The sequence below is a fragment of the Bacillus sp. 2175 genome (assembly GCF_057812155.1).
Genome location: NZ_JBSZSU010000009.1, coordinates 46,376 through 61,136, shown reverse-complemented (window position 1 = coordinate 61,136; position 14,761 = coordinate 46,376). Strand labels below are relative to the sequence as shown.

Annotated in this window: 8 protein-coding genes and 1 pseudogene; 2 read left to right on the top strand and 7 right to left on the bottom strand. The window is 30.1% G+C overall.

What is annotated here, in order from left to right; genetic code table 11:
* Positions 1 to 154 precede the first annotated feature (154 nt).
* From ACXKY9_RS29290 to ACXKY9_RS29270, 5 genes are all read right to left on the bottom strand, one after another.
* A complete protein-coding gene (locus ACXKY9_RS29290; RefSeq protein ID WP_014481878.1) occupies positions 155 to 2,524 on the bottom strand; it encodes a CRISPR-associated helicase/endonuclease Cas3 in 2,370 nt (789 codons plus the stop codon).
* 1,093 nt (positions 2,525 to 3,617) lie between these two features.
* Entirely contained in the window at positions 3,618 to 5,222 is a 1,605-nt protein-coding gene (locus tag ACXKY9_RS29285) for a tetratricopeptide repeat protein (RefSeq protein WP_223697915.1), read from the bottom strand.
* A 607-nt stretch (positions 5,223 to 5,829) separates the two neighbouring features.
* Positions 5,830 to 6,747, bottom strand: coding sequence for a hypothetical protein (locus ACXKY9_RS29280; protein ID WP_000373088.1), 918 nt, complete (start codon positions 6,745 to 6,747; stop codon positions 5,830 to 5,832).
* Positions 6,748 to 6,761: 14 nt separating this feature from the next.
* Positions 6,762 to 7,544, bottom strand: coding sequence for an ImmA/IrrE family metallo-endopeptidase (locus tag ACXKY9_RS29275; protein ID WP_000610947.1), 783 nt, complete (start codon positions 7,542 to 7,544; stop codon positions 6,762 to 6,764).
* A 92-nt stretch (positions 7,545 to 7,636) separates the two neighbouring features.
* Complete coding sequence (locus ACXKY9_RS29270) at positions 7,637 to 8,029, bottom strand: hypothetical protein (RefSeq protein WP_000724860.1); 393 nt, start codon at positions 8,027 to 8,029, stop codon at positions 7,637 to 7,639.
* 330 nt (positions 8,030 to 8,359) lie between these two features.
* Between ACXKY9_RS29270 and ACXKY9_RS29265 the strand changes: the two are divergent.
* Positions 8,360 to 9,425 (top strand): annotated as a pseudogene (locus tag ACXKY9_RS29265) (IS3 family transposase); the annotation flags it as partial.
* Positions 9,426 to 9,826: 401 nt separating this feature from the next.
* Positions 9,827 to 10,636 carry a hypothetical protein gene (locus tag ACXKY9_RS29260; RefSeq protein ID WP_000459233.1) on the top strand — a complete coding sequence of 270 codons (810 nt, stop codon included), beginning with the start codon at positions 9,827 to 9,829 and terminating at the stop codon, positions 10,634 to 10,636.
* A gap of 381 nt (positions 10,637 to 11,017) precedes the next feature.
* Here the strand turns inward: ACXKY9_RS29260 and ACXKY9_RS29255 are convergent, their stop codons facing one another.
* The gene (locus ACXKY9_RS29255; protein ID WP_000372481.1) at positions 11,018 to 12,742 is read right to left on the bottom strand and encodes a helix-turn-helix domain-containing protein; all 1,725 of its coding nucleotides are present in this window, start codon (positions 12,740 to 12,742) and stop codon (positions 11,018 to 11,020) included.
* A 35-nt stretch (positions 12,743 to 12,777) separates the two neighbouring features.
* Positions 12,778 to 14,247 (bottom strand): hypothetical protein, encoded by a 1,470-nt coding sequence (locus tag ACXKY9_RS29250; protein WP_000372779.1) that lies wholly within the window; start codon positions 14,245 to 14,247, stop codon positions 12,778 to 12,780.
* Positions 14,248 to 14,761 lie beyond the last annotated feature (514 nt).

Here is a 14,761-nt window from a genome sequence, read left to right as displayed (position 1 = left end):
ATGATACTCCTCCTATGTAACTATATCAATATTTGGCGATTATATATTATATGAAATTTAAGAATTCTTTTGATGTGGTATAAAAACATCGATTAAAAACCCTATCTCAAACAAAGATAGAGTTTAAAATATAGCTGTCTTAAAATCGCTCTCATTAAGCACTTTCCTTCAAGGCTAGAATTTTCCCATCAAGATAGTATACGAGTCCATCATTTATTATCAATTTTTCTTTTTCATAGTTGAATACGTTAACTGTATACTGCTGTGCCTTTCGTAATAATCGAGTCAGATCCTCAATGGAATTATTGCTATTTAATTCTGCGATAATATCCTTTCCTTCTTCATATGGGACAATAACTGAAGTGGTTATATCATCAATGACGTTAAAATGTTTGGCCGCTGTCTGGTAGCTATTTATAATAAATAATGGAATATCTTTTTTATCATGTTTATGAATATATGCTCGACGATAGCTATTTTCTATTCTTGGTACGGATAATAACTCAGTCATGTTCTTTTTTAGTTTTGGAATAAAGTAATCTAAATCTGATTCAAATTCTCTATAATATTCTTTAAAATACCTCTTCATTGCCTCTCTTGATAAAATATGTCCTCCATGTATTTTATCGTTATGTTTTAAATCCATAAGGATTTTCTTCGTAATTTTCTTTCCAATTTTAATTTCCTTTAAATGACTTAAGTTTTCCTCTTCATAATCAATCACATAGACATTCTGTATGCCCTTTTCCCCGTGGCGATTACATCTTCCTGCAGCTTGTGCTATATAATCTAACCCTGATAAAGAACGAACAACACACTCAAAACTCACATCTACACCTGCTTCGATTAACTGTGTGCTGATGCAAATGATTTTTCTTCCTTCTTTGAGACATTCTCTAACTTCTTCTAAAATTTTATGTCGATGTGCTGCACACATTGTTGTGCTTAAATGATAAATAGGGATATTTAATCCTTGACTCTGTAATTGTGTATATAAATCTCTCACAACTGATTTTGTATTTAGAACAATGAGGATACTTTGTACTTCCTCTATTTTTGTATGTATAAATGTTTTGAGTTTATCTTTATTAAAGATTTCATTAGTTGCTTGATCAATGATTTTCACCCTTTTAAATGCTTCAATTACATGATCAAGGTTATTAATCATTTCAGCATCCGTATTTATGTCTAATTTTTGTTCTACAAAGTCCAAAGCAGGTTGAGTAGCAGTGCAGAGGACTATACTGGAACGAGTATATATTTTTAAAAAATTCAATGCTTGATTAAATAATGAAACACATGAAACAGGAACTTTTTGCACTTCATCAAAAATAATAATTGCCTCACTTAAATTATGGAGTCTTCTAGTATTTCTATTTCCCTTTGCGTAAAACACATTTAGAAACTGAACCATGGTTGTAAAAATAATAGGAGAATCCCAATTATCTTTAGCTAATTTTAATTTTTGTTGTATGCTAACCACACCGTCTTCATTTTCATCATGCTCATTCACTTCTTCAACTATATTTGAATGATGTTCTAAAATATTTTCTTCATCCTCTAATATTCTTCGAACCTCTTCCGCATTTTGCTCGATAATTGTTGTAAAAGGTACAACATAAATAATTCGTTTTTTATTATGGGTGTTTGCATGTTTTAGTGCATACCTTAAGCTTGCTAATGTTTTACCACCACCAGTTGGAATAGATAACGTATATATTCCTGATGGCCTCTCAGCGAACTGATCACACTGATCTGACATGTCTGCTCTCAACATGTTAATAGGGGTATTTGCATTCTGCTGTTTTTTGAAAGAATTGATTTTTGTCATGAGTCTCTCGTAGTATTTCTCAAATAACTCATCAACATTTATTACGGATTCTACACTTTTTTCTTCTTCAAATAATCGGGTGTTTGTTCTATCGGCATCAATTAATGTACTAAAGATGAATTTAGTTAAAAACATTAATTGTTTTTCAGCATTTTCTGGGGATTCTTTAAGTAGGAAACTTTCTAGTTCTACAGTAGCTTTGTCCACATACTCATGAAAATCTTTCTCTTTCATGACATGTTTAAAAAAGAATTGTTGTGTAACATCAAATCCTCTTAATTGCTTATCTCGCACTCTATTTAAATAGGGCGATTCTAAATCTGGATTTAAAAAATCTTGAAGGTATCCGTGGTGAGAAATAATAGCATTTCCCACTATCTCAGATATTATCCCTTTGTAAGGAATCATATTTTCTGTATGGAATAATTGATATAACAATTTCCCCCCTGCAGTTGAATGGTCAACACTCCCCTTTTTAGGTGGAGAATTAGGATTATTTACTGCTTCCAATATATATTCTTTAAACTCATTGGTGTATTTCCCCATATCATGGAGCATACCGGCTAAACCAGCTAAATGTTTTATACCAATTTTTTCTCCATAGGTTTCAGCTAGTTCTTTTACTCTTAATAAATGCTCTTCGACTGTTTGTACTTGACTGTCACTCTCGCGTATATGAGCAATGTAGGTCATTCAATCTCCCTCCATTTTATACTGTTTACTTTTGTATTAGATACTGCAGATATAGATACTTCTAGTTGAGTATCTACTAAACTATTTCAATCCAAGCACCTATATGAGGTGCAATCATGACTGAATTTTGTCAAAATTGTGATATTATATTTCAATCCACACACCTATTTAAGGTGCGACTATGAGCGTTCCAGATAAATATAAACCCGAGGTAATTTCAATCCATGCACCTATATGAGGTGCGACTGAAAACGGAAAAACAATTGAGCTAGTTGCAAAATTTCAATCCACGCACCTATATAGGGTGCGACTATGGGCATTCCAGATAAATATAAACCCGAGGTAATTTCAATCCTCACACCTATATAAGGTGCGACTGGTCTAACATCTAAAGCCATTAATAACTCCTAATTTCAATCCACGCACCTATATAAAGTGCGACTGCAAAGACGATCATAACGACTGGAGCAACAAAATTTCAATTCACACACCTATTTAAGGTGCGACATACACTTTTTTTGATTTCTTCTACTATCTTCATTTCAATTCACGCACCTATATGAGGTGCGACTTTAAAACGTGCATAACCTAACACTTTCCCATTGTATTTCAATCCACGCACCTATATGAGGTGCGACTTTTTTACTCGGATACTCTAAAGGTGTAACAATAATTTCAATCCACGCACCTATATGAGGTGCGACATGTGGGTGACGTCATTAAATTCTCGTATCTTGTATTTCAATCCACGCACCTATATGAGGTGCGACACCGATTTGTGCTCAAAATCAATCACAAATACGTTAATTCTATTCAAAAATATAAAAATATTTTTATTTATTAAAGTATTTTGTATAAAAATCATAAATCCCCATCATACATTATGAGAATTCTAGGTGCGAATGTACTAGGAATTTCATGTTTGCTATACATTCGCACCTAAAAAATCAAAGGACTTTCTAAATCAATTCATTCTTGTACACCGATATATTTAATTTTATTTTCATAGCTATTAGCTAACTAATAAACAAGAATGTATAGTTTTATAATATGATGAAGAATTTTATTTATTAAATCTTCTAATCACATCGTTCTACTTCTTCCTTGCTAATTCAGCACCTTCACGCTTCATTTGTTTTAATACATCAACGTACACATGAATCGCAGTAGCAACCTCATTCTCAACATCTGTAGAATGTTTCGTGTAAAATGTTCTTATTCCTTGTTTATTAATCCCTGGATATAAATTCTCTGTTTCTCCATTTTCAATTACTGCATAAATACCCTCTTGCCGAGAAATTACTAATTTTCTATAATCTTTCCAGACTGAATCAGGCTTTTCGCTAAAACCCCAATTAATAATTATGTGGAAGTTACAATTCCCTATATCATATCCAAAAATTTTCTTAGTATGGGTTTTTATGCTTGCAGTATCTTTCCCTTTCAATATTAGAGCTTCACCCATTAGTAAGTCTTTATTTTGATGAGAACGAATTACTATATCCCTTTCTCCTATTCCCCCTCTATCTCCCATCTCTTTCCGTGTGTATCCACCTCTACTCTGAGTATGAGTAATCCAACCAAAGGTATCTACTAAATTAGAATCCATATGTGATTTAAATAAATCCGTATATCTATCCTCTTCAGCAGCTTTATTCTGAGATGGCGTAACAATTGGTGATAAATTCTCGATTGTCTTTAAATTATCAAATATTTTCCCTACCAGGAAACCCCACACACTTTCTTCTTCATTTCCCGTAAACAGTTTGACTTGTTCTTCTGGTCTTAGCGTTTTTAGTTTGTTAATACTACTAGCTCTCAACTCTATATTCTGTCTTAATGAACTAATTTGCTCTCTATACTCACTTATTTTCCCATCATTATGCTTTCTACCTATAATTATCCCTTTGGTCGTTGCAATATTTGTATTTTCAGGATTTAATTCTTGAGCACGGTCAATATATTTTTCAGCTAGCATTAGATTCTCTTTCTCTAAGTAACTCAATGCCATTAATTCATATATAGTAGCGCATGCAAAAAAACCACCGAAACCTATATAGTTCTTTTCACCGGATCTTTGCTCATAAAGCATTTCTACCAAGGTATCCCAACTATATTGAGATTCTAAAAATTTTTCCGCTGATTTTATTACTTCATTATGCTGATTCAACTTAGAATATACTACTGCTAATCCAAGATATGAATACTGTGGAAAATAATCATTTGGTCTATCATACGCGTCTATTTTAAAATACTTGATTGCTTGATTAAAATAATATGCACTATTTATAAGATTATTATCTGCTTGATATACCTCTCCCAGTATACGATAAGTCTCTGAATTATCCCCATGTATTTTTATAGAATTTAATAAACAATCTATTGCAGCTTGTAAGTTATTGGCATGAAAATACACCTTTCCTAGCAGTAACAACACTTTACTATCAGTGTCCTTCCCCTCCAAATTTTCTAATAAATCTATTGCTTTTTCATATTCTTCTAAAAGATAGTATCCTTCCGCCAAATCATATACTCCAGTTATATCTAGTGAATTCATAGACTCTAATAATACTATTTTTTTCTTATTGAAAAATTTATACGAGTAAGAATCAACCATATCATTAAAAACATATTTGCCATTGTAGCCATAATTTATTATCGATCCGTCCCCTGTTAATTCAACCCTTTGATTTCTCATTAACCCCTTGCATTTTAGGCAACATTCGCTAATGTTATAAATTTCCATTTCATCCTTAACTAGCTTTACTAAACCACTCCAACTATCTTTAAAGTTTCTTAATTGAAAGTCATTACAACAATTTCTACAAATATTATCCCCAGCTATATTGCAATGAAAATCATTGTTGTTTGTCTCACAAACCCTACATTTACACAATTTGGTTCCCTCTCTCCAATTACCTTCTACTTATATATTATCTACTCTACTTTATAAAACCAAAACTTTATATTAATCTTCACTCTAATCTCAATTAAACCTTATTTATTTATAAAATAAGCATACGAAAAAGACCTAACCATTACTTTAGTTAAGTCATTTTTTAAGAATATTTTTATTTAAAAATAAAGCTTGTAGTAATTTAACTAATTTTAATAAGAGCACTTCCGCAGTTTATACTCAATTTTTATTTTCACGAACATGAGCAATATAGGTCACCCTATCTTCCCCAAATACATAGTTTAAAACGGAACCATTCTTATTTTCGAAGTAAGATTCTTCTATTTAAAATAGATAAACCAAAAAATGTCCCATACAAAAGTATAGAACACTTCAAAACTTGCATAATTTAAAACGCTAATTTATAATCATCATGTTTTTCAATAAAGTTTATAAATTCCTCATTGTTCATATCTGCCCTAGTATCTACTAAATTGCATGATTTCTGAGAATAATAAACATTTCTACCAATTATCTTACTGTCCCTCATAATTTGTAATAATGACTTTTTCTGTTCACTAGTTAATGTTGGATTCTTTTTCAAGGAATTCACTAGAATACAATTATATGATACAGGTCGCAGTTTTTCACAATATTCCTCATGACTAGTAACTCTGACAAGTTCCAATAATTCACCTTTTCTCATATTTGCTTTCCAAACATTGTAGACACCTTTTATCTCATTACTCAAAATAGAAATCTTATTTACTTTATCTTGTAACATCGCATGCGCATAAAGAAAAATAAATCGTTCGCCAGCATCTTTCAAGGACTGCGAATAAGCTTTTTCAATATCCTTACATGATTTTGCCTCTCTTAGTTCACCTTGAATAGCAATATTACTTATTGAATTTAGGGCTATCTCTTTATACTGAAGGAAGGCTTCCTCCTTACTACCATAACCCTCTGCAAAAATCTGATAATTATGCTCAACAGATTCAAGATAAATGGGAATATGTAATTCACTCATTACCTGATAAAAGTTCAAATATTTCTCATCAACCCACTGTTGTCCAGGTAAATTCCTAATAGCCTCTTCCATTACCATTTCCGGTACTATAAATACTGTTCCTTTGTAACATGTCATTAACTCCTTGAAGGAACTTTGCTCTTCTCTTGCCAACTTTGCTAAATCTGATAGGACATTATTATCCAATATATAATAGTGTGTAACCCTATCATTTTTCCTACCATCTTGTAAATAAGGTTCTATTCCATTGCATTTTGAATCTTGGTTCGTCTCTGGTGTATTGGTTACTTGGTCCATTTATTTGTTCCTCCTTAAATTTCCATTCGAATAGCCTCCAGTTGTTTGAAATGCTGATTTGCTAGATTTTGAATACTTTCAAAATCTGATTCAAGCATATTTTCTTGAACGGATTCTGATTCAAGTAATTTATTTAATCCATCAATCTTAATTGCTTTTGTAGGTTCTAAAATTGAAAGATCAAAATCTTGTGGTAAATTATGGCGGTAATCATGATCAATAATTCTCTCTGCATCTTCCATACTAATCAGGTTTTCTTGTGCTAATTTAATTACCATAGTTTTATAAGGCAATTCAAAAGCTGGAATTAACCTAATTACATTCTTCTCCAAAGAATCATTAACGTAATTTAATTTTATTTCTTGAAATAAAGTTTTTAATACATCATCATTTATTAACAACTCTGCAGCAAAAAGATTTGCTCTACGCTCATTTTCATTTAGGACTGGATTATTCACAAAAGTTACATCATCCGCATTTTTGATTCGATCCTTTTCAAATTCAAAATGATAGTATTCATGTGCCCAAACAAAATTCTCATATGTTTTCGGTTGTAAAGTATTTATGTTTATATAAAAAGAGCCATTTCGATATAACACCATTCCCCCATAAGATAAAGATTTGCTCGGGAAAAGTAGTACTTCTGTTTTCTGCATTAAATAATTACGTATACTTTCTATAGTTTTATATTTAAAATGAATTCCCTTTTCAATTGTACTTTCTACGTTTACCAATATTGAAGGAAGTATTTTTTGATTCTGCTCTATAACTTCCCTGATATTAGTGCTATTTATCATTCTTCTTCACATCCCTTTGTAGATAAAATTCAACGTTGTATACTCCAAAAATTTATAGGCTATATTTAATGTTAAGTATTAGATAAAAAATATTATATAAAATCATTTCTATTTAAATTATTATAAGGCTTTAATAGTTCAATCATTCTTATGAAATCGTCTAAAGTATCTAAAGTATTTTTGAATTCTGTTTCTTCGCCCTCAACGGCTACATAATTTGCAGCTGCAAAATTTCGTATATCAGATCTTTTTAATTTATCTTCTAATTTTAATGGTGGTTTAAATTCTGAATTATAGAAATAAAAATCATCTTTTATTCCAAACAATTCGTTTATTTTTTCTATTCCTTTTGTTAAATCGCCCTCTCCTTTTAATAGCTTATAAAAAGTCGCCTTTGGAATTCCGCCTTTATCCATAACCCATTGATGAGTTCGTCCTGTCGCCTCTAAGTATATCCTAATGTTTTCACCCACTATTTTTTTCATTTAATTCCCTCCTTGTTATCCATTATAACACTAGTATCTAAAAAAGATACCAAATAAGCGTAAAAAACTTGATAATATCAGTTTCATATTTAAAAATGAATAAATAGTATCTAATTTGTATACAAATCTATATTAACCACTCCAAAATTCTATAAATTATAATTTACAGAATTTTAAATACCCTATTATTTTCTTACATAAAAAATATTAATGGATAAATATCATATAATTTTTTAGATATATAATATAAAAAGACTACGGGAATTTTAAAAAAACTTAAGTATTTGATATGAGTGAAGCCGAATAGAGATACATGAAAAAACACCTCGTATGGGAATGAGAAAATCTTATCTAGAAGAAATTATCTGGAAAACAATCGAGCTGAAAAAACAAAGGTACACAAACAAAGAAATTATGGATCAATTAGAAGTTAAAAATTAAGCACAGATTAAAACTTGGATGAAGTGGCATCGTGAAGGTGAAACGTATTGTTTTAGTCGCCCTGTAGGAAAACAATATTCTTATAGAAAAGTGCCAAAAGAATTAAATGAATTGGAACAAATACGCTTAGAAAATAAACACTTAAAAACAAAATTACTTATATACGGAAATTATCTGGAAATTAAAAGGAGTTGAAACCGGAATTTGTTGTTACTTTATGGAACTGTTTAAACATAAAAATAACTGTAAAAGAATTGTGTAACGTATTAGAATTACCCTGTTCCACATTTATCGGTGGTTATAACGAACAAAATATTTTATAGATAAGGTAAAAAAGAAAATCTAGGACATCTGTCTTAGGCATAAATTACGATATGAATATCGAAGAGTGACTCCTACTCTTCGGCTTTGTGAATCATAAAAAGTATTAAGACTTATGAGACAAAATTATATTCTTTCAAAAGTGTGCCAAAAAAAGAAATACATCAATGGTGTGGAACCAGGGATAGACCCTCATCGATTGGAATGTCAATTCGATTCATCCATACAAAATGAAACATAGTTTACGGATATGTCTAATCTATTATTTGGTGAGCGTAACCTTTTAGTTATCAACGATTATGGATACCTTTAATCGTGAAATTATTAGTTAAGTCATCAAGCAATTATAAACACTGGCATTAGCAGTGAAGACATCAAAACAAGCAATAAGAGGGCAAAAGTAAAAATGTCCTTCTACAATCGAATCAAGGAAGTATTTATACAGCAAGAAGTTTCAAGCGTATGCCAAAGAAAACGACATAATTATCAGTATATTCCGGAGAGGAAATTGCCATGATAATGCCTTTATAGCAAGCTGCTTTGGTCATTTAAAAAGTGAAGTTTTCTACTCACAAAAGATAACAAAAAACCAAACAAAACTGTGCGAAAGATGGTACTAGTATACATCCATTCCTAAAATTGTGTGCGAATTCAAGAAAAATCAAACCACCTGTCCCCTAAAGAATTTAGGTAACAGATTAATTAGGTGCTTTATATGTTTTAGAAATATATCCTATCAATTTTTTTAATTTATAGTTTTGTACATGAATTTATTATTTTATGTTATTTTTATTATGTTATTCTAATATAACATTAATATGTATTCAGTTCGAATAATTTATCCTCAAAATAGGTTTAATATTTCATAGATTTCCGATGGTTATTTTTGAATTTGAACAGCGTAAAAATTCAAAAGGTCTTGTATATTAAATTGTTTTTTAAGTGGGTATGGTAATTGCTATATTTTTTACATCGATAGTAGAACTGGTGATAATGTTATTAAAAGGTATAATTATTAATAGTAAGGAGAATTATATGTTTGATTTTGAATTGGAGTTATTTAATTTTTATTCGAAAAAGTTAAGTAAATGGAATTTAGTTTATAAGTATGTTTTAAAAAATATTATTTTTTTGGTTGCTACTTTTATTTCAATAGCCGCTTTAGTTATTATTTCTTTAAACATCTTTGTCGAACATGATATTGAATTTGATTCTTTCTATATTTATATGATTTTCTTTTTTGTTTATATGATTTTGTTTTTGGTATGTATGCATTATGTTGTAGTAAAACCAGCTATTTTGATTTCTGTTAATAAATATAATATCTCGTTTAAAAGCAAACAATGGCAAGTTTTTATTTGTTTAATTGTTCAATCATATTTATTTAAGAAAGAACTTTTAAATAATGATCCTAAATTCAATGAAGAGTCATTACAATTTTTAATACAGGTGTTAAAGGAAAAAAAAGAAGAAACCGAGAAATTAAATGTATTAAAACTTTTGTCTAGCTATGGTTCTTTATTTTTCTTGTTTACGATTCCAGTATGGTCAGCTTTCAATAGCTGGGTTTATAATCATGAAATTAAGACATCAGCAGAAGCTATTCAGTATCTATTAATGTTAGGTTTTTTAATTTTTATGTCTGTCTTTTTAATTTGGATGCCTTTTAAAAAAAATTTTTTAGAAGAATTGTTTAGTAAGGAATCAAGTAAAATATCTGATTTGATAAAAGCATTGGAGAATATTAATTTTTCTTTGAAAAATTTTTGTCATCTTAAATCAGAAAAATCAGGGGTAATAAAACAAAGTACAATTGATTCTATTATTAAGGAAAATACTAATTAAATTAATTTGTTTATCAAATATAAAATATATATTCATTTGTATTTAAATATCCATTTATTTACACAACAACTAACCATATCTTTACTCGAAACTTTTAGTTTTAAACAGGTAGATCAGAATCTACTTAAAAGGTATGTAACTCCCATATTCTCTCGCCCAATTGTTGAATAAACCTTGCATTTTTTTAACAACTTTATAACAGGTGTTTGATTCTGTTAAGAAAGAGGTGAAAATTATATTTGACGAATTTATAAATGCATTATGATTTTAATAAAGATACTATTTTTAATCCGTGTAACTGTATAATCAAAAAAAGCTATTGGAAACATACACTTTTCGTTTGTTTCCAACAGCTTTTTTTGATTTATATTTAACCATAATTTACAGCAGATTAACTACCTCTTGACGCTCAATCCATTTATCTAACTTATTATGTGTTTCTTCGCTTAATCTTTTTCTTTTGCCTATTAACAATTTTGAAAGATTAGATGGTGATATCTCTATTTCTTTTGCCATATCTCTTAAACTACACTTATTTTCTTCTTTATATTGGAGAATCTTCTGCTGATACCAATTAATATCCCTATTTACCTGTTGCTGTTCTAATTGAGATGTTTGAATTTCTTCTATCTCCATATCCTGTACTTCTATTACTGGATCTTTTACCACTGTTTCCATCAATTTATTCTTAGGAGTTATTTTTTTCTTTTGTAAAAGCTCTTGCTGTAACGATACTAACTCATCAGTAGGTGTAACCGTTACTTTAAGGTTTAACCAATAATTCTCAAGCCAGTTACGCCCAGAACATTTCCCCTCATCAATCGGTGTTTGGTATTGCCATTCCTTGATGACTTCATCACGCATTAAGTCATCAAGTGTCTTTTCGAATACACTTCTTATTCTGGCAGGATTTTGATTCATGCTTACACCCATAACACTTATAAGACCTTTTGGACCACCGATTGAATAAGGGTGTACTAAATGCTGATAAGCTTGCTGAATTCGCCATCTCCAACTTAAATACCTAGTCAATCTTTTATGATATCGCTGTTGTTTACTGTTGTATTCAAGGGCCTTTTTCGATAACAAACCAGTCAATTTTTCTGATCCATATAAATACTTAGATAAAAATGTTCCAGGTGCAACATTCATACTTTCAATACCTAACATTTCATCGGTATCAATATCTTTAGCAAATACTATTTCATCCATTACGAATAGTCTTCGTACTCGTTGCTTTTTATAAGCAAGTGACTCATTTGGATTCTCATCATCATTTAGTATAACTATTTCATTATCTTCGTTTACATATATAAAAATACTTGCCAGTGCAGCTAAACGCTCCATAATCTTTAAACGGTCCTCTTTACGATAATAGGACTTACCATTTCTCACCTGCTTCATACTACACATTTCTAATATTTCTTCGTAACCTATATGTACTGGACTACTTTCCGTGCTTGCTGACTTCACCCATATTTCTGTTACAATATCCAAGCAATCAGCAGTTAAATCATCCATTACACGATCAACAAAAGTAGAATCAACTAATGTATTCCATCTATTTAACTCCCCTGCGCCTCTTAATTTCATATCACCATCATTAAAACGTGAAGATACCACAACAAGGCTATTACTCTTATCTGGTAGCTCAGCAATATGGGCATTCAATTCCTTATCTTCTGTAAAATTATTTTTTGCAATTGTGTCTGTTAAATGGTACATAAAACCAGCACTACTATGTTCGATGAAGCTCTGCTGCTCCTCTGTATGTTTTTTTTCTTGTTTTTGTTTCACTAAAAGAATTTCAAATTCTTTTTCTATATCATTAGCAAGTAATTCAAATACTTCTGGTCGGTATCCTTCTATTTGAGCAACAATTTCCATAATACCAACACCTTGGGATTCCTTATACGATATCCAATTTGCAAATTTTTTAAAGGAGACAGATGTGTACATAGGATCCTCTAAATAACTAACATCGCTATTAATTAACGTACAAAGTCCTCTCCATTTATTAAAGATTCGTTCGTTATTTTCTATATTTTGAAATAGTGGGTATGCCACTAATAATGTACTTTGAAACAATTGTTTTAACTGATCCATATTCTCCTCCTATTCACCTAATATGGTGCGCATACTTATTTATGTACTAATTCTTCTTTTGAATTATCTGCTAATAATTTCAATAAATTTACACATCGCTCTTTAATTTCTTTTGAACGCATTAAATAAACTATAATTTTTTTTATTTCTTGTTTCTGTTCCGGTGATAATTCTGATACCAACGAAGGATGCATTATGTGAATATGTATATATCTCAAAAAATTATCGCTCATAGCATATTTTTTTATTTCTTGTATTACATTTTCCTTCTCATAAATAGATGGAAGGGACTTATCTCTGTATTTTGCTATAAACGAGTATACTATCCCGTCTATAGGTACATAATCATTATTAAAGTTTTCTTCAAACCTCTTTATAAGGCTTCTCATTCTGTTAACCACTAGCGCATTAGAATTATTTAAAGCATCACATAAATACATTAAATCTAAAATTAACATATTTGCAGTATCTTTGAAATTAACATTCTCGTGCAACCTTCCATGCGCTGCTGTATTTCTTAACTCAATAAAATCATACTTAAAATATTCATGACATTTGAACCGTCTATCTTTTTTTACTATCTCTTCTATTTTTCTATCCAAAGAGGTACGTTCTATATTTGCTGAAGAAACCCCTAACTCAATACAATAATCATATATTATCCCCTCAATTTGAAGAGGTATAATCTGGCAGAATAATTCCATCATATCTTCTTTATAAATTTCTATTGCTTGTTTAAGCATTCCTCTCTTATTAAGTACATGATTTTCCTCTATAAGAGATAATATTTTATTGTCAATTTCATGTGTAATTATATATCTATCCACACGTTCATTAAATTCATCTTTATTATTACTGTGTAGAAGTTTCAATTCATTTCGCTCTTGTAACGTAATAAATTCAAATTTATAATTCAATCCATCAAAAACTGACATTTCATATTCTTCTTCCCTACCTCTAAAAGCATATCGACTCGGTAACATTTGATTAAAACTACCGGAGCTAGGAAATCCATTTGGTTTACTCCAATCTTTTACTTCTTTATATATACATGAATTGATTTCTCCTGTCATATATTCACATATCACATCTTTCGCCTTATAAAGCTTTTCAGCTAAGTATTGATACTTTTTCTTTTCATATCTATCAATATCTTTAACTTGCTGTTTTGATTCATATTCTTGGATCATAAAATTAATTTTTCTTAAATCCTTCATTACAAGAAAAACCTCATGGTTAAAACATTCATAAGGCTCTTTATCCTCTTTAATTCCCATTATGTTATGAGCTACAAATAGATAGATTTCTTCTTCATCTGGTAACTGTTTTAATTTATAACCATATTTCTCACAAATTATTTTAGTAACTTCTTCTTTGTTTAGATTACATACATCGATTTCAAGAACATTATTTAGAAAGTGTCGTGCAAGTTGAGTCTTATTCACACTGAAAAATATACCATTGTCTATTAGTTTATAATTAACTTCTTCTATTCTTTGATCCATTCTCAATTCCCCTTATAAATGTTTTAAAAAAATTTCTCTTAATATTTTCTCCTGTATATTTAATCATACCTTGCTAATTTTTCAGATTCAATTTGTATTGTTTCTTCTTTTTCAGAGGAAACACTTTTCCCAAGTTACGCGTATAACGAAAAAAGAGGAAACACCTGCAACAAAATACACTACTTTTTGGAAACATATTCCTTCTTAAAACACAAAACAAGAAACACTTTTCCCAAGTCGTGCGCGTAACTTTTTTATAAACATGCCAAAAAACCTTTTATACCAATAGTTCTATAGTATCTTCGTTTTTTCAAAACATAAATAAACTCTATTTTTTTCCCAAGTCGCGCGCGTAAAAAAACGGAAAACAGGAAACATTTTTCTCAAGTCGTGCGCGTAACTAAAGAACAATGAGTAAAAAATATGATTAAATCAAGGTTTATTGTGATTTCCATGTTTCCTCTAGCACCGAAACAGGAAACACATTTTCACAAAAGTTGCACATAAAATTTTT